The following is a 17,816-nucleotide window of genomic DNA, read 5'->3' on the forward strand; positions in this document are numbered from 1 at the left end:
ACAGGGGGATTGATTTTGATATTTCATCAATCATCCCCTACCAGCAACATTATTCAACAACATGGATTTTCAACATGTTTGTTTTTCCTTTTGCCTTTAGAGGCATGCTGGCAGTATTGATGATCACATCCCCCTCTTTCACATGTCCATCAGATTTTAGCTGATTTTCTATATCTGTAAAAGTCGCATCCGTAGATACATTGCTTTCATAGTGGTAAGCCCTCACTCCCCAGACCAAGCTTAGCTGTGTCAGCAAAGGGATATTCCTGGTAAAGACAAAGATGTTGGCAGAAGGCCTGTGGGAAGCGATCCTGAATCCTGTGAAACCCGAGGATGTAATCCCAACGATGGCTTTGGCACTGACATTTCTGGACAGTCTTGCTGCCATCAGAATGAGGTTGTTGGAATAGAAGGTCTTGTCATCTTCCGGGATTTTGTAAAGGTTATGGTAGACGTCTGCATTTTCCTCAATGTAGGTAATAATGGATGTCATGGCTTTCACTGCAAACACAGGGAAATTACCAGAAGCCGTCTCAGCAGAAAGCATCACTGCATCAGCACCATCCAATACGGCTGTAGCCACATCATTGGTCTCTGCCCTGGTAGGGCGTGGATTGACGATCATGCTCTCCAGCATTTGTGTGGCAATGATGACAGGCTTACAAGCCAACTTACATTTTTCCACCATTCTTTTTTGCCAAAGAGGTACCATTTGCATAGGGACTTCTACACCGAGATCCCCTCTAGCTACCATAATAGCATCTGTCGCTTCGATGATTTCATCAATATTGTCAAGCGCTTCCGGCTTTTCTATTTTGGCTACTATTTTACAAACCTTACCGGCTTTTTCGATTCTTCTTCTAAGATCATAGATATCTTCGGCAGATCTCACAAAAGACAAGGCTATCCAATCCACTTCATTGGCAAGGCCAAACTCCAGATCTTCCAGATCTTTTTCGGTAAGGGAAGGTGCCGACACTTTTGTATTGGGAAGGTTGATTCCTTTTCTTGACTTGAGGATACCACCATGTATGACGGTACAGTTCACGTTTTTCCCATCTGAACTATTGACCACCAACTCCAAGTTGCCATCATCAATCAATATCCTGTCACCAGGTACCACATCATTGGGAAGGTTTTGGTACACGGTACTAACCAAAGCAGCAGTCCCTATTACCGGGTCATTTGTAATTGTAATCGGATTTCCGGGGATGATCTCTACCCCATTGTTTTCCACTTCACCAACCCTGATTTTGGGACCTTGCAGATCTTGCAGTATCCCGATAGAAAGGTTGTTGTCCTTGTTGATTTTACGGATCATACCAACGACTTTGGCATGCCCTTCATGGTTTCCGTGTGAAAAATTCAAACGAAAGACATTCGCTCCAGCTTTTGATAGGTTAAGCAAAGTCTCTTCGTTGTTAGAGGCAGGACCTACTGTAGCCAATATCTTTGTTTTATTAAAGAAAGGTACACTCATGGGTAATTTTTGTTTTAATAGGTTAACAGGTTTTCTTTTGATTTAATTTTAGACACGTCCAATTTCACTACGTTTTGGATGAAACTACTCTTGGAAAGTCGCTCAATATAAGCATTAATATTCAAATCGAAGGTAAGGTCTTGCACGAGCATAAAGTAATCCATGATTTTCAGTTCAGGGATTAGATGAAGTGCATTGCCATTGGCGCTAAACGATCGGTTTTTCAAAAGCTGAATATATCCATGATCTTTTTCAAGAATATATTGAGAAATTTTCAACTCGGAATCATCGAGGAATTGGAGCTCAAAATCCTTCGTCTTGACCAAATTAATATTCAGACAATTGTTTACCACCCAAGCCATTTTATAGTCTTTAATTGGGGCAACAAAGCCTAAAAGTTCGAATTCATACTGGTGCTCTACGAGTAATTTTGTTTTCTTCATTGAGGAAGAATTTTGAAGAACAAAGTTAAAAATAATCCTTCAACTTCAATGTAGTTAGAGAATATCTTGAATTTAGTTGCCCGTTTTTTTTGGCATTAAGGTTTTAAATATATTTCTTTGCGAAGTGTTTTAATATAAACTGATCACAAAATGTCTGAAATTGCACAAAAAGTAAAAGCCATTATCGTTGATAAGTTAGGCGTGGAAGAATCTGAAGTTACTCCTGAGGCTAGCTTCACCAATGATCTAGGTGCTGACTCTCTGGATACAGTAGAGCTCATCATGGAATTCGAAAAGGAATTCAATATTTCTATTCCAGATGACCAAGCCGAACAAATCGGTACAGTAGGTCAAGCTATCAGCTATCTGGAAGCAAACGTTAAATAAGATAATCACTTAAAATTCATTTATGAATTTAAGAAGAGTTGTAGTAACAGGTCTAGGTGCCCTTACACCAATAGGTAATACCGTCCCAGAATTTTGGGAGGGTCTTGGTAATGGTGTGAGCGGTGCTGCGCCTATTACTAGGTTCGATGCTTCCCTTTTCAAGACACAGTTCGCCTGTGAGGTCAAAAACCTCAACGTGGAGGATTTTATCGACAGAAAAGAAGCTAGAAAAATGGATCCATTTACACAGTATGCAATGATTGCTGTGGATGAGGCCATGAAAGATTCCGGATTAGATCTTGAAAAAATCAATTTACTCAGGGCTGGTGTTATTTGGGGTTCAGGTATTGGTGGTCTCAAAACATTTCAAGATGAAGTAGTTGATTTCGCCAATGGTGATGGCACACCGAGATTCAACCCCTTTTTCATTCCTAAAATGATCGCCGACATCAGTGCGGGATTCCTTTCCATCAAGTATGGTTTCAAGGGACCCAACTTTGTCACGGTCTCAGCTTGCGCTTCAGGCACCAATGCCTTGATCGATGCATTCAATTACATCAGATTGGGCAAAGCGGATATATTCATATCCGGTGGTTCGGAAGCGGCAGTAACGGAAGCTGGAATAGGTGGTTTTAATGCCATGAAGGCACTTTCCCAAAGAAACGATGATCCTAAAACAGCATCCAGGCCATTTGACAAAGACAGAGATGGTTTTGTCTTGGGCGAAGGAGCAGGAGCAATCATCCTTGAGGAATACGAACACGCCAAAGCGCGTGGTGCCAAAATTTATGCTGAATTGGTAGGTGGCGGAATGACTGCAGACGCCCATCACATAACAGCACCACATCCTGATGGAGAAGGTGCCGCAAATGTTATGCGATTTGCGCTGGAAGATGCCGGGCTATCCCCTGAAGATATCGACTATGTCAATGTACATGGTACTTCTACTCCTCTTGGAGACGTGAGCGAAGTGAAAGCCATCCAAAAAGTTTTTGGTGAGCATGCATACAAACTCAACATTAGCAGTACAAAGTCTATGACCGGTCACCTTCTAGGTGCAGCAGGAGCAATTGAGGCAATTGCATCCATCCTATCTGTCAAAAATGGTCTTGTACCTCCAACAATCAATCACTTCACTGATGATGAAAACTTGGACAGCAAGCTTAACCTGACATTCAATAAGGCTCAAAAAAGAGAAGTTCGAGCTGCTTTAAGTAATACTTTTGGATTTGGTGGACACAACTGTTCTATCATTTTCAAAAAAATCGATGAGTAACCTTGAGACTATCACGCTTACTCAGATTACAAGCACTTCTTTATAACAAAAATGAAAAAAGGCTTGCTGCTGCCATAAAACACATGGTGGGCAGCAAGCCTTTTAATTTATCCCTATACAAGCTTGCCATCAAGCATGCTTCGACTGCCGAAGAAAGCATCAACGGGCTGAAAATCTCAAACGAAAGATTGGAATTCCTTGGTGATGCGGTCTTGGGGACAATCGTGGCCGAATTTTTATTCATCAAATTCCCCTACAGGGATGAAGGATTCCTTACCGAAACAAGATCCCGGATTGTCAACAGGGAGGCTTTGAACCAAATAGCGATCAAAATAGGCCTTTCCAAATTGATCAATGAGGAAATGAAAGGCAAGAATGTCAATGCCCATAAATCCATATATGGAGACACATTGGAAGCATTGGTCGGAGCTATATATCTGGATCGGGGATATGCTTTTACCAAAAAATTCATTCTCAAGAGGATCATCATCCATTTTGATGTAGATGACATCATCAATACGACTACCAATTTCAAAAGCAAACTGATTGAATGGTCCCAAAAAGAAGCCAGAGATATTGACTTCAGATTGGTTTCTGTATCAGGAAACCAAAGATTCAAGGAATTTTTGGTGGAAATCCTGATCTGCAACGAAAGCATTGCCGAAGGAAAAGGACCAACGAAGAAAAAAGCCGAACAAGAAGCATCAAAAAATGCTTGCGAAAAACTTAACATCCCAATTTAGAACACTATCTTTTGATTTGGTGTTCTAAAAACTGATCCACGCTTATGTCACTATTAAAAATCGCCTGCGCATCTGTCAACCAAACACCACTGGATTGGGAAGGAAACTTCAAAAATATCAGCGATGCCATCCAAGTGGCCCAACAAGGAAAAGTAGATTTACTTTGTTTTCCTGAATTGGCCATCACCGGGTATGGAAGCGAGGATCTTTTTTTGAGCTATTGGTATCCACAAAAAGCCCTCTCCCAATTGGGAAAGCTAATCCCCCTATGTAAAGATATCACCGTAGCCGTAGGGCTACCGATAAGGATTCAGGAAAAAGTCTATAATTGCGTAGCCATCATTGAAAATGAGCATCTTAAAGGTTTTGTCGCGAAACAATATATGGCTATCGACGGAGTTCATTACGAATTTCGATGGTTTACACCTTGGGAAGCTGGAGAAGTAATATCTTTTGATTTTTCCGGTCAAGAAATCCCCCTTGGAGATCTTGTTTTTGGGAAAAATGGGGTGTGTTATGGATTTGAAATCTGTGAAGATGCGTGGCGGGGTGATTTGCGCCCAGGATACAGACTTAAGGACAGGGAAGTTGACATTATCTTCAACCCAAGTGCAAGCCACTTTGCCATGGGAAAAAGTTTCCTCCGAGAAGAATTGGTCAAAGAATCTTCTACCCTATTGGGGGTGACATATTTCTATGTCAATCTTTTGGGAAATGAAGCTGGCAGAATGATATTTGACGGAGAGACACTTGTGGCCAAGGATGGGAATCTGTTATTCAAGAACAAATTACTTTCCTTTTCCGACTTTCAGGTTTCCACTTTTGAATACGACAAAAACAATGGAGATTACCCTGAAGTATCAAGTATACACGATAAAAACGAGGAGTTTACACAGGCAGCGGCACTGGGCCTGTTTGACTACATGCGAAAGAGCCGCAGCAAAGGTTTTGTGCTTTCGCTAAGTGGGGGTGCTGATTCTTCAAGTATTGCCGTGTTGGTCGCCGAGATGGTCAAAAGAGGCGTATCTGAATTGGGACTTCCTGCTTTTATGAAGAAGTTGGGGATCATGCTGATACCCCAAACAGACAATCCTGTCAAAGAAATTGTCCATGAGATTTTCACTACTGCCTACCAAGCTTCCGACAATTCCTCCTATGCCACTTTCAATAGTGCAAAAGCATTGGCAGAAAGTATTGGTGCGAAGTTTTACAATTGGGAAATCTCAGAAGAAGTAAAATCCTACACCCAGAAAATCGAAAAAGCAATCGGCAGGAAGCTGACTTGGGAAAAAGACGACATAGCACTCCAAAACATCCAAGCTAGGACACGATCTCCAATCATCTGGATGCTTGCCAACATTGAGAATGCATTGCTCCTAACCACCTCCAATCGAAGCGAGGGGGATGTTGGGTACACCACAATGGATGGAGATACCAGCGGGAGTATTTCTCCAATAGCCTCTGTCGATAAATTTTTCATACTCGAATGGCTCAAATGGGCTGAAGTGGAATTGAAATATGCAAGCCTCCACAAAGTCAATGCATTGCAGCCTACTGCAGAGCTTAGGCCAAACGAAAACCACCAGACTGATGAGCAGGATTTGATGCCATACCCGGTGATTGTAGAAATAGAAAGGTTGGCTATTCGGGACAAAAGGTCACCACTGGACGTCTTTTATATATTGAATGAAGAACTGGAATTGGATGTTGATCTGTTGAAATCATATATCAAAAAGTTTTTCAGACTGTGGTCTAGAAACCAGTGGAAAAGAGAGCGGTTGGCTCCTGCATTCCATTTGGATGAGTTCAGTGTGGATCCTAAGTCCTGGTATAGGTTTCCGATTTTATCAGGAGGATACGAGGAGGAACTCAAATCACTTGACAATGCTGAAATTTAAGATGTTTCTTCAACTCTCTAGCAAGAATCAATTTAGACCGACATTGTAAAACAGAAAATAAATTTTGGGAATTTTTGTCGTGAAATCACTGATAATCGACATATTTGACAAAAAATTAAAATGATAGAAAGTATTTTAAATTACGTTGTTTGGAGTCCAGACCCGGCTGTTTTTTCAGGTTTTGAAAGGTTAAGGTGGTACAGCTTGCTGTTTGCCCTAGGCTTTATCATTTCCCAACAAGTAATGGTTTATATATTCAGGAAAGAAGGTCAAAACGAACAGTTGGTGGACAAGCTGACCATCTACATGGTATTGTCCACTATCATCGGAGCGAGACTGGGGCATGTACTTTTCTACGAGCCGGAGAAATATCTCAGCAATCCCATTGACATCCTCAAAGTTTGGGAAGGTGGACTTGCAAGCCATGGGGCTGCTATAGCTATACTGATTGCATTGTACATGTATTCCAAAAAGACACCCGGTCAATCATATCTTTGGGTTGTGGATAGAATTGTTATCGTAGTGGCAATGACTGGGGCTTTGATCAGGATGGGAAATTTGATGAATTCGGAAATTGGTGGGAAAGATACGGGCACAGACAGTGGATTTGTGTTTGCCAGGGATACTGAAGAAGCGCTCGAAACCCTGAGGATTCCGATCATGGAAGTGAAGGCCTACAAACCTGATGATAGAGATGGTGAGCTGGTAGGAAATGGGATTGTACCCGTCAACTTTGACATAACAATAGAAAAAGGGGGATATGAGGAAACCCAATTAAGGAATACTTTGGAAACTGATGTAAAATACATATTCAACAATTTCAGAAGCTCCCAAAAGTATTTGGCAGAAGATCCGAATACTGACTTGAACTTCGAATTGGTGGATCAAGGCAGTTATTATTTGGCTACGATCAAAACATTTGGAAAATCAAAGCATCCTACACAAATCTATGAATCTTTGAGCTACCTCCTTATCTTCATCATTTTATTCGTATTGTGGAACAAATACAAGTCCAGGTTACCAGATGGCTTACTTCTTGGATTATTTCTGATTTCAGTATTTGGAGCTAGGTTTATATGGGAATATTTCAAAGAAAACCAAGTGGAGTTTGAAGAGGGATTAGCCTTGAATATGGGGCAAACCTTGAGTATACCCTTAGTGATAGGGGGAATCGTCCTGATTTATTTGGCGGCAAAAAGGGGATTGAAACCTACAGATGAGTAATCTTAAGGAACAGGGTCATGTCCGTGTCCGCCCCAAGGATGGCAGCTGGCAATCCGCTTGATCCCAAGCCATCCCCCTCTGAAAACCCCATGTTTGAGAATGGCTTCTTTCGTGTAGGTACTGCAAGTAGGGGTATACCTACAGGTGGCTGGGAAAAGCGGTGAGATCAGGTATTGGTAGATCAATACGGGAAAAATAGCGATTTTTCTTATGAAAGTTTTCAAGTCTCTTATAATCATATTTAATACTAAACAATAGACGTGCTTCAAATAATTCCTTCATCCAAAAATTAGAACAGAGAAATTGAGACAGCAATATCAAACCTTCAGCATCTTTGTATTGATAATGATGATTTTGGTACTGCCAAAAATCAGCTTGTCCCAGACTACCGACTCTCTGGGGGTACAGCATTTGGGCTTGGACATCCCAGATAAAGCAGTAATCAACAATATTTTTATAGTCGGAAATCAAAAAACAAGAAAAAACATCATCCTTCGGGAATTGAATTTCAGTACAGGAGTCACTTATGACTGGGATGAGCTGATTTCCATCATATCTGCCGATCAAAAAAAGATTTTCAACCTGCAGCTTTTCAACAGCGTGGAGATCACCCCGCTGATCACAGGCGAAGACCAAATCGAGATATTGATCAGCGTAGATGAAAGGAGGTATTTTATACCTTCTGTGATTTTTGAATTGGCTGACAGGAATTTCTCCGAATGGTGGACTAATCAAAACCGTAGTTTCAAAAGGGTGAATTACGGTGCCAGATTCTACCATAACAATGTGGGTGGGAGAAATGAAAAAATGAGGGTCAGTGCACAATTTGGATTTACACAGGCATTTGATCTGTTGTATAGTTTTCCATACATTGATAAAAACCAAAAGCATGGATTGACTACACAGTTTTCATACGTGACGAATAAAACCATTGCAGTCAGGTCTGCAGAAAACAGACAGGTCTTCTATACCAACGAAGAGGAAGACGTCATGAGAAGACTCTTCAACTCAAGCCTAAGATATAGTTATAGAGGGAGTTTCTATAATTTCCATTATGTCACTTTAGGCTATACAAATGTTCGGATCCATGAAGATGTGCTGATCGAAAACCCCAATTACTTCCTGCACGACGACACCCATCTGAGCTATTTTTCAGCTGGATATATCTACAGGCATGATAGAAGAAACTACAACTCCTACCCTACCAATGGGGCTTTGTTGAATTTCGGGATTACAAAATACGGTCTTTTCAATTCCGACGACTTCAAAGATTGGGAGTTCACAGCCACTGCAAACAGGTATATCAAGTTCAATGACAATTTACACTTTGCAACCGGACTTACCTTAAATGCATTTATGGGTAAAAGACAGCCTTTCACCTCGGTTCGGGGGGTTGGATATTCGCCCAACTTTATCAGAGGATACGAACTCAACGTCATTGATGGCCAGCATCTGGCCGTCCATAAAAACAGTTTCAGGTTCAAATTCCTGGACCTGGAATATGACATCTCAAACCTTAGTCCTTTGGAAGGTTTCTCGACTTTCCCCATCAAACTTTATCTGGGTGCCAACTTTGACCATGGCTTTGTCAATGACAGAAATCAAATCCCCGAAAACAAACGGTTGACAAACACGCATCTTTTTGGCTACGGCCCCGGGCTTGATTTGGTGATTTTTTATGACATAGTATTTAGGTTTGAATATTCCATGAACAACCACAATGAAGGTAACTTTTTCTTCAACTTCAAAGCACCTTTTTAATCCAGATCATGTGTATTGGAATGAACTTGGAGTCTCTCTTCTTCACTTCATCATTCGATGTTCGACATTTAGAACTCGACATTTTTTTCAATCTAGAATTTCGAACTCCGAATCAAGAAAAAAGCATCAAGCCAAAAGATGGGACATCCTCCAAGTTTGATATATTAAACGTTTAAGTTCGGTTAGGCTCTTTACTTTTTACTTGATAAAAATTAAATTGTAAAAACTGTTTTCAGCTTTAATTTTTTGTCACATGGTTAGAATCTGGTTTTTGATATTCTTAATCAGTTTGCCAAGCCTGAGCCTGAAGGCCCAAAATGGCATCGAAACACTTCCTCGTGGAGCCAGAAGCATGGGTATGGGAAATGTCAACCTCACCATTTCAGATTCTTGGGCAATATTCAATAATATCGGAGCATTGGGAAGACTTACAGAATCCGGTGTTATGGTTGGTTACGACCATAGGTTCAACCTCAACGAACTGACTACCCTTGCTGCCGGAGTAGCTATCAACACCGAAAAGCTCCGATATGGGATCTGTGCTTCCAGTTATGGTGGAGAGCATTTCAACCAACAAAATCTTGGGATAGGCATATCAAACCAACTTGGGATAGCCAGCCTTGGCGTCAAGGTCAATTATTTCCAAACCAACATCGAGGGATTTGGCAGATCAGGAAGGCCTGTTGTGGAATTTGGTGGAATGGCAGAATTAGGACCAAACCTATTTTTTGGAGCACACATCTTCAACCTGACCAATTCCAAACTGGGTGGACAAGCCATTGATCGGCTGCCCACAGTAGTCCGATCAGGGATTTCCTATAGGCCTTCGGAAAAATTGATGGTAAACATTGAAGCAGAAAAAGATATCCTATTGGACCCCTTGATCAAACTAGGGATTGAATACAGTTTGTTGGATAAACTGTGGATGAGGAGTGGCTTCAATACCAATCCCAGCAATCTGTTCTTTGGAATAGGATTCCGTCCAAGAAATTTCACCATCGATTATGCAATGACCCAAAATCAATATTTGGGAAATACACACCACTTTTCATTTGGATATTTATTTCTCAAAAAGTGAAAAAATGGTGGTTTACATATCTAATCCTTTTTCATTTTACATTGGTAAATGCCCAAACATACAGGAAAAATGAAATCAATATAGAGAAGTTGATCGAAGAGCTTTTTGCAATGCAACAAGATGAGGACGACTACGAAAACATGTACGAAGGTTTGCTACAGCTCTTTCTCAACCCCATCCACCTCAACAAAACCAATCCCGAAGAATTAAAGTCTATCTACATCCTGAACCCCTACCAAATCAATTCTTTCTTTGAATACAAAAAAGCTTTCGGTGACTTGATATCAATCTATGAACTGCAAGCTATTCCGGGATTTGACTTGGAGACTATCTACAAGATCATTCCTTTTGTCACATTGGATGATAGATCGGAATCAAGCAATCGCCCACTTTGGGAGAGAATCACGAAGGAAAGGGATGCCTATTTTATATTTCGACAAAACAGGGTTTTGGAAACACGTAGGGGATTTACCCCTCCAGACACATTAAGCAATGGGCGGTTGACAAGCCGCTATATGGGAGATCCGAACAACCTGTATGCCCGATTCAGGATTCAGCACAGCAAGGATTTCAGCTTGGGTTTTACCATAGACAAAGACCCTGGAGAACAATTCATCTGGGATCCAAATACCAAAAGGTATGGCTTCAACTTTTTGTCCTATCATTTTACCCTGTATAACCAAAACAGATGGAAAACAATCACGGTAGGTGATTTTCAAGCTCAATTTGGGCAAGGTTTGGTATATGGAGCGGGCTTTTCGGTTGGCAAAGGAGCAGAAACCATCACAACAGTACGGAGAAGCAGCATTGGACTGAGACCATATACTGGAGCTATGGAATTTGGATTCTTCCGAGGAGTAGGTGCAACGTACAAGCATGGGGGGTTGGAGGCAAGCTTACTACTTTCCCATGCCCCAAGGGATGGGAACGTCCAAGCCATCCTTGACACTTTAGACCAAGAAGAATTGATCATATCATCCCTTCAACTTTCAGGCTTACACAGGACACCCACCGAAATTGCCTACAAAGACCAGGTAAGAGAGCGCAACTTGGGAGGGAATATACAATACACACACCGAAACAAACAGCTACAACTTGGAACCAATACATTGTTTACATCCTACAGCCAAACTTTCCAAAGAAATCCCCAGGTCTACAATCAATTTGAATTTTCTGGTCAGCAGAATTATATCCAAAGTCTATATTTTTCCTACAACTTGCAAAACTACTATCTGTTTGGGGAAACTGCCCGTTCCAAAAGTGGCGGATATGGATCGGTTTTGGGTATGATGAGTAGTCTGGGAAGATATATTGATTTCTCTTTGCTTTGGAGGAAATTCGACAGGAACTTCCACACATTCTACGGCAATGCATTTTCTGAAAATACCCGACCAATCAATGAAAGAGGGATCTATATGGGCTTAAATTTCCGTCCTAACACCCGGTACAATTGGTCCATCTACTACGATCAATTCAAGTTCCCTTGGATAAAATTCAGAACATACGCTCCTTCCCAAGGTCATGAATGGCTAACAAGATTCTCCTACAGACCATCAAAAACGACCTTGCTCTTTATCCAATTCAGGGAAGAATCCAAAGCAAGAAATGTCAGTGAAACCCGACCTTTCCAGTCAACTTATCAACTAAGCCAAGGAAAAAAATGGAACTATGTGATCAATTTGGATTATAAAATCAATGAAAACTGGAGTCTCAAATCAAGGGTGATGGGAAGCAGGTTTGATTTTGACAGTCAAATCACAAAAGGTTTTGCCATCAGTCAAGACTTGAATGCAGACTACCAAAAATGGAGAATCTCGACCCGATTCGTACTCTTTGAAACCGACGATTACGACAACCGTCAATACATCTATGAAAGGAATGTCTTGTGGGCATTCTCCATCCCTGCACTTCAAGGCCAGGGAATGCGCTACTACACACTTGCCCAATACAGACTGAACCCAAAATTAACCATTTGGGCAAGATTTTCCAGAACAATCTATACAGATAGGGAAAGCATAGGCTCTGGACTTCAGACAATCGAAGGAAATCGGCAAACAGAGGCTATTTTTCAACTCAGGTATCAATTTAACAGATAATTTCCATAATCGGTAAATGAAGCACTTCTTCATTTTGTATCTTAATGGTTGAAAAATTGAAGTTTATGAAAAAAATCTATTTACTGATTCCCGCATTGTTTTTCCTCCTGATCAGCAGTTATGCACAGCAACTGGACCTTTCGAAATTGAACAAAAAAGAAGGTTTCTTTAATTTCTATTTGGATGATGACAAAGGGAAAATCTACTTGGAAATAGAAAAACTGAACCAAGAGTTTCTTTATGTCAATTCCCTTCCTGCCGGAGTTGGCTCCAATGACATAGGGCTAGACCGGGGACAATTGGGTCGGACGAGAGTTGTAGAATTTAGAAAAGCTGGCAACAAGCTTCTACTAGTACATGTAAATTATGACTTCAGGGCATTCAGTGACAATCCAGATGAAGTAAAATCTGTCATAGATGCTTTTGCAGAGTCTGTACTTTGGGGTTTTGAAATCAACAAAAAAGATGGTGATAAATACATTGTAGATGCTACTAATTTCTATTTGCAGGATGCACATCAAGTTGCGGAAAAACTTGGCTCTGCTAGGCAAGGAAGCTATAAATTAGACAATTCCCGAAGTGCCATTCATGAACCTATGATTAAGAATTTCCCGCAAAATACAGAAGTGGAAGCCATCATTACAGTCACCGGAACGCCCGCTGGAGGATATATTAGATCGGTAACACCGTCTCCAGAAGCAGTCACCGTGAGACAAAGACATTCATTTATCGAGCTTCCCGACGACCAATACAAGCCAAGGGAATTTGATACCAGAGCGGGATATTTCCATATCAACTATTTGGATTTCACATCAGCCATCGGAGAGCCGATGGAGAAGAAGTTTATTTCCCGTCACAGATTGGAGAAGAAAGATCCTACTGCAACACTTTCTGAGGCTGTGGAACCGATAGTCTATTATTTGGATAGGGGTACACCAGAACCTGTGAGAAGTGCTTTGATAGAAGGCGGGAATTGGTGGAATGAAGCCTTTGAGGCTGCTGGCTTCAAAGATGCCTTCAGGGTGGAATTGATGCCGGAAGGTGCCGACCCAATGGATATCCGCTACAATGTCATCCAGTGGGTTCATCGATCTACGAGAGGCTGGTCTTATGGCGCATCCGTAAGAGATCCTCGAACAGGGGAAATCCTCAAAGGACATGTGAGTTTGGGATCTTTGAGGGTTAGACAGGATTATTTGATTGCCCAAGGGCTTTTGCAGCCATTTGAAGATGGAAAACCAAAAGATCCAAAAATGCTGGAAATGGCCTTGGCTAGATTGAGGCAGCTCTCTGCCCATGAGATCGGCCACACCATCGGACTGGCGCACAGCTATGCATCCTCTCCTACCGAAAGGGCTTCTGTGATGGATTACCCATACCCATACATCACCATGGACGATGATGGAAATCTGGACTTTTCCAAAGCTTATGATGACAAGATCGGGGATTGGGACAAATGGGCAATCAGATACGGATATGATGTAATTCCATCAGGTCAAGATGAAAAAGCCTATTTGAACAAATTGCTGGAAGATACTTATGCCGCAGGACATACTTTTATTTCCGATTCAGATTCGAGAAATTCAAGTGGTAGCCATCCACAAGCACATCTTTGGGACAATGGCACTTCTGCCACCAAAGAGCTTGAAAGAATGATGAAGATCAGGAAAGCAAAGCTCAGCACATTTGGGCTGAATACCATCGAAGAAAATACACCTGAAGCATTGGCGGAGGAAGTCTTGGCACCATTGTACTTGATGCACCGCTACCAAGTAGAAGCAACTTCAAAGCTCATAGGAGGAGTTGATTACACCTATAAAGTCAAAGGAGATAATCAGAGAAAACAAAGCAGGCTAGATGCCAAATCCCAAACAGAGGCTCTTGAGGCACTTATCCATGTAATCAGTCCAGAAAATCTGGCATTACCAGATCACGTTATCGATTTGATCCCGCCAAGACCAATGGGATATGGAAGAAATCGGGAAACTTTCCCATCCAGAACAGGCCCCAACTTTGACCCTATAGCTCCTGCGGAAAATATGGTTGACATGACATTTGGTTTTCTTTTTGATGCAGCTCGGGCAAATAGAATCATACAACAAAGTGCCTTTGATAGTACATTGCCATCACTTGGAAGGATATTTGAAAAAATCAGATCTGCTGCCTTCCATATTGTTTCAAACAATGAATATGAAAACCAGATCAGTTTGATGATTCAAAACAAATTGATAGATCAATTGATCAATTTGGCAAAAGATTCAAGAGCTAGTTCTTTGGTCAAATCAGAAGCTAGAGCTTTGTTAAGTGACATTAGAATCAACGAATTGAATCCAAATAAATATAACCACAAAGAAAGAAACATAGGAAACAATCACAAAAATTTCTTGCAATTAAAAATAACCGCATACTTTAATTTAACAGAGGAAATAAGTGCTCCACAGACTATCAGCGTCCCAGATGGAGCTCCGATTGGATCTGATGATATGAGTTGCGATTTTGATTATTGATCGGCAGTTTCTTGTGATTTCACTAAGATGTTTTGGCTAAATACCGATAGGTTTGGCTTCGCCGAAAAGTGACTAAAGTGCATCCGAGACTTAGTGTTCTTTGTGAAAAACTTTGTGGTCTTAGTGGTTTTAATTTTTACCACAATGATCACAAAGTAAAAACACTAAGTTCACAAAGAAAAAAAACACTAAAGTCTTAGCCTAAAAGCGAGGGATTCCCCCCCCGGAGTGAGGCATTAAAGATTTAAACCTGCCAGGTCTCGTTTCTTATTTAACGGTATTAAGTTCACATTCTATATTTCTTCAAAATCATAACTTAATTTTACATAAATTAAGTACGGGATTTACCGAGTAGGTTGCCTTTTACTTTTTTTGAAGAAATAAATATGACCTGTAAATAAGAATTGAATGATATCAAATTACTGGAAATTCCTAACCGTTTTTACTGTTATTTTTGCCCTTACGATCACGCAAAACTTTGCACAAAACGTCATAGTCTCTGGAATGATAAAGGATGAAAAGGACAAATCACCTTTGGCTTATGTCAATATCTTTGTGTTATCTTCTTCCGATAGCAGCTTTGTGTCGGGAACTGTTTCCAATGATGAGGGTAGATTTACGCTTCCCGCAATCAAATCCGGTAAGTACATCATCAATTATTCTTATGTTGGTTACAACTTAAAATCCAACAGCCTTGAAGTAGGTCGCCTTAGTGATTACCTTGATTTGGGAACTATACTGCTTTCAGAAAACTCGGAGGAATTGCAAGAAGTAATCGTATCTGGTCAGAGGGAGGAAGTAGCTTCAGCTTTAGACAAAAAAACCTTTACACTGGAAGATAACATCAGTCAATTGGGCGGATCTGTATTGCAATCGCTTCAAAACCTTCCCGGAATCACGATAGATCAGAATGGGACGGTTTTTCTCCGTGGCAGTGATAAAGTCGCCATACTTTTGGATGGAAAACAAACGGCAATCACAGGTATTGGTGCACAATCAGGTTTGGAAAATTTCCCTGCTTCATCTATTGAAAAAATAGAAATCATCAACAATCCATCATCCAAATTCGATGCTACAGGAAATGCAGGTGTGATCAATATTATTTTCAAAAAAGAAAAAGAAGAAGGTTGGAATGGTAAAGTAGGAATGATCGGTGGACTTGGAAATTTGATAGAGAAAAGGGAAAGCTTAGCTGGCCTAAGAGACCAGTATCGATTTACGCCGAAACTCAATCCATCCGCATCTCTCAATTATAGAAAAGGAAGCATCAATGTGTTTTTTCAAGGGGATGTACTTTGGCACAAACAAATGATGAAAAGCGAATTTACAGACCGAGTGTTTGATGATGGCACACAAATCCGCCAACAGTATATCGAGAACAGAACCCAACCGATCTATAATCTAAAAACCGGTTTTGACTGGAATCCAAACGAAAGGCATTCGATCACATTTTCCGGATTATTCAACTACAGGGAATATACCGACCTGGGTGATATTCTCTATGAAAATGCCGTGACAGATCAAAGACAACGCTTGTGGGAATATTTTGAAAATGAAGTCAATCAAACTTTATTTGCTTCAATTACCCACCGGTATAATTTCAAGCAGCCAGGTCATCACCTTACTTCCGCTTTCAATTACTCTTTCCGAAGAAAAGATGAGGTATTTTTCTTCACCAATGAAGAATTGGACTTTGTAGGAACTGACACAACTGCCCTGATTGCAGATGAGAATATCTACGACCTTACTTTAGATTACCAAAAACCACTTCGTGCTGGTAGAATGGAATTAGGCACAAAGCAAAGGGCGAGAGTTTTCCCAAACCTAATCACCTTCAGTCCAGGGAACAACTCAATATTAGACCCGGGACTTGCTGGGAGTGCTGAGTATCAAGAATGGCTTTCGGCTGTCTATGGAAATTACATCTACGAAAAAAACAATTGGGAATTGGAAGCTGGACTAAGGGTGGAATATGTGAAAGTTGACTATTTGGTAGATCCAAACCATGCTGTATTTGAAAGTTCAGGTTTTGATTATTTTGAACCTTTCCCTAGCTTGAGAGCTACTTACAATATCAATCCACAAAGCAATTTTAGCGTTTTCTACAACCGAAGAGTGGATAGACCCGAAGAAAAAAACCTGAGGGCTTTCCCAACTTACGCAGATCCAGAAATCCTCAGCATTGGTAACCCTACACTGGTACCTCAATTTACCCAATCTGTAGAAGTAGGCTACAAGCAATCTTATGACCTTGGATATTTCTATGGTGCTATTTACCACAGGGCATCCACCAATATCCTGACGAGGATCACAACTGAAATTCCCGGATCAAATAGATTGGTTACGATAGATCAAAATGCTGACCGAGGCTGGAACTCGGGTGTGGAGCTGGTACTTTCCCAAAAAATCGGAGAAAAACTCACCTTGAATGCAAATACAAATGTGTATCAAAATAGAATCGGTGCATTTTCGCTTGAGAATGCCTACCCTACCGATATCACATTCAGCAGAAATGAAGAAAGTGCAATTACAGGAAATGTAAAAATCAATGGCCTTTTCAAGCTTGCAAATAGCCTAAACATCCAATTGAGTGCGATCTATCTCGCTCCCGATATCGTACCCCAAGGCAAAATCCTTGCACGCTATCATATCGATGGTGGCATCAACAAGAAAATCCAAGATGGAAATGGAGAACTATTCTTCAATGCAAGCGACATTTTCAACACCCTGATCATCAGGTACCGATTAGAGGGAAATAATTTCACCCTAAGGTCAAATGATTATTTTGAAACGCAGGTTTTTAGATTGGGGTATAGTTATAGGTTTTAGATGGGAGGATATTTATTCCCTTTAATCGATATCACCAAGTCTTTACAGGACAAATCTGCCTTACTGGAGAAAGGAGAGTGATTATCATAATTTC

At 40.8% G+C, this 17,816-nt stretch carries 13 protein-coding genes; 10 read left to right on the forward strand and 3 right to left on the reverse strand.

All coding sequences use genetic code 11. From position 1 onward, the window contains the following. Positions 1-49 precede the first annotated feature (49 nt). Both pyk and ACFSKL_RS18285 read right to left on the reverse strand, forming a co-directional pair. Positions 50-1,480 carry a pyruvate kinase gene (pyk, locus tag ACFSKL_RS18280; protein ID WP_376888103.1) on the reverse strand — a complete coding sequence of 477 codons (1,431 nt, stop codon included), beginning with the start codon at positions 1,478-1,480 and terminating at the stop codon, positions 50-52. A 14-nt stretch (positions 1,481-1,494) separates the two neighbouring features. Further along, entirely contained in the window at positions 1,495-1,923 is a 429-nt protein-coding gene (locus tag ACFSKL_RS18285; RefSeq protein WP_376888106.1) for an IPExxxVDY family protein, read from the reverse strand. A gap of 150 nt (positions 1,924-2,073) precedes the next feature. On the opposite strand from ACFSKL_RS18285, the gene ACFSKL_RS18290 reads away from it, so the two are divergent. The 5 genes from ACFSKL_RS18290 to ACFSKL_RS18310 all read left to right on the forward strand — a co-directional run bounded on the left by ACFSKL_RS18290 (position 2,074) and on the right by ACFSKL_RS18310 (position 7,451). Next, positions 2,074-2,310, forward strand: a complete 237-nt coding sequence (locus ACFSKL_RS18290; RefSeq protein WP_008629501.1) for an acyl carrier protein — start codon at positions 2,074-2,076, stop codon at positions 2,308-2,310. Between the two features lie 22 nt (positions 2,311-2,332). Continuing rightward, on the forward strand, positions 2,333-3,586 hold the full coding sequence (gene fabF / locus ACFSKL_RS18295; RefSeq protein ID WP_376888109.1) for a beta-ketoacyl-ACP synthase II: 1,254 nt from the start codon (positions 2,333-2,335) through the stop codon (positions 3,584-3,586). A gap of 2 nt (positions 3,587-3,588) precedes the next feature. After that, on the forward strand, positions 3,589-4,329 hold the full coding sequence (gene rnc / locus ACFSKL_RS18300) for a ribonuclease III (RefSeq protein WP_376888110.1): 741 nt from the start codon (positions 3,589-3,591) through the stop codon (positions 4,327-4,329). Positions 4,330-4,373: 44 nt separating this feature from the next. Beyond that, the gene (gene nadE / locus ACFSKL_RS18305; RefSeq protein WP_376888113.1) at positions 4,374-6,227 is read left to right on the forward strand and encodes an NAD(+) synthase; all 1,854 of its coding nucleotides are present in this window, start codon (positions 4,374-4,376) and stop codon (positions 6,225-6,227) included. A 120-nt stretch (positions 6,228-6,347) separates the two neighbouring features. Continuing rightward, complete coding sequence (locus ACFSKL_RS18310; RefSeq protein ID WP_376888115.1) at positions 6,348-7,451, forward strand: prolipoprotein diacylglyceryl transferase; 1,104 nt, start codon at positions 6,348-6,350, stop codon at positions 7,449-7,451. Between the two features lie 2 nt (positions 7,452-7,453). On the opposite strand, the gene yidD is transcribed toward ACFSKL_RS18310, so the two are convergent. Then, complete coding sequence (gene yidD, locus ACFSKL_RS18315) at positions 7,454-7,690, reverse strand: membrane protein insertion efficiency factor YidD (RefSeq protein ID WP_376888117.1); 237 nt, start codon at positions 7,688-7,690, stop codon at positions 7,454-7,456. Positions 7,691-7,754: 64 nt separating this feature from the next. Between yidD and ACFSKL_RS18320 the strand changes: the two genes are divergently transcribed. The 5 genes from ACFSKL_RS18320 (at position 7,755) to ACFSKL_RS18340 (ending at position 17,722) form a co-directional block, all read left to right on the forward strand. Next, positions 7,755-9,212, forward strand: coding sequence for a BamA/TamA family outer membrane protein (locus ACFSKL_RS18320; RefSeq protein WP_376888119.1), 1,458 nt, complete (start codon positions 7,755-7,757; stop codon positions 9,210-9,212). A gap of 253 nt (positions 9,213-9,465) precedes the next feature. Continuing rightward, positions 9,466-10,290 carry a PorV/PorQ family protein gene (locus tag ACFSKL_RS18325; RefSeq protein WP_376888121.1) on the forward strand — a complete coding sequence of 275 codons (825 nt, stop codon included), beginning with the start codon at positions 9,466-9,468 and terminating at the stop codon, positions 10,288-10,290. Further along, positions 10,287-12,386: a helix-hairpin-helix domain-containing protein gene (locus ACFSKL_RS18330; protein ID WP_376888124.1), complete on the forward strand. Its 2,100-nt coding sequence runs from the start codon at positions 10,287-10,289 to the stop codon at positions 12,384-12,386. The genes ACFSKL_RS18325 and ACFSKL_RS18330 overlap by 4 nt, the downstream gene beginning before the upstream one ends. Before the next feature lie 65 nt (positions 12,387-12,451). After that, the gene (locus ACFSKL_RS18335) at positions 12,452-14,893 is read left to right on the forward strand and encodes a zinc-dependent metalloprotease (protein ID WP_376888126.1); all 2,442 of its coding nucleotides are present in this window, start codon (positions 12,452-12,454) and stop codon (positions 14,891-14,893) included. 408 nt (positions 14,894-15,301) lie between these two features. Beyond that, a complete protein-coding gene (locus ACFSKL_RS18340; RefSeq protein ID WP_376888128.1) occupies positions 15,302-17,722 on the forward strand; it encodes a TonB-dependent receptor in 2,421 nt (806 codons plus the stop codon). Positions 17,723-17,816 lie beyond the last annotated feature (94 nt).

Source organism: Belliella marina (genome assembly GCF_042682445.1).
GTDB lineage: Bacteria > Bacteroidota > Bacteroidia > Cytophagales > Cyclobacteriaceae > Belliella > Belliella marina.

Bases quoted from the DNA above. Each gene is read 5' to 3' on its own strand.
- pyk (WP_376888103.1), bottom strand. From the start codon at position 1,480: ATGAGTGTACCTTTCTTTAATAAAACAAAGATATTGGCTACAGTAGGT.
- ACFSKL_RS18285 (WP_376888106.1), bottom strand. From the start codon at position 1,923: ATGAAGAAAACAAAATTACTCGTAGAGCACCAGTATGAATTCGAACTT.
- ACFSKL_RS18290 (WP_008629501.1), top strand. From the start codon at position 2,074: ATGTCTGAAATTGCACAAAAAGTAAAAGCCATTATCGTTGATAAGTTA.
- fabF (WP_376888109.1), top strand. From the start codon at position 2,333: ATGAATTTAAGAAGAGTTGTAGTAACAGGTCTAGGTGCCCTTACACCA.
- nadE (WP_376888113.1), top strand. From the start codon at position 4,374: ATGTCACTATTAAAAATCGCCTGCGCATCTGTCAACCAAACACCACTG.
- ACFSKL_RS18310 (WP_376888115.1), top strand. From the start codon at position 6,348: ATGATAGAAAGTATTTTAAATTACGTTGTTTGGAGTCCAGACCCGGCT.
- yidD (WP_376888117.1), bottom strand. From the start codon at position 7,690: ATGATTATAAGAGACTTGAAAACTTTCATAAGAAAAATCGCTATTTTT.
- ACFSKL_RS18325 (WP_376888121.1), top strand. From the start codon at position 9,466: ATGGTTAGAATCTGGTTTTTGATATTCTTAATCAGTTTGCCAAGCCTG.
- ACFSKL_RS18335 (WP_376888126.1), top strand. From the start codon at position 12,452: ATGAAAAAAATCTATTTACTGATTCCCGCATTGTTTTTCCTCCTGATC.
- ACFSKL_RS18340 (WP_376888128.1), top strand. From the start codon at position 15,302: ATGATATCAAATTACTGGAAATTCCTAACCGTTTTTACTGTTATTTTT.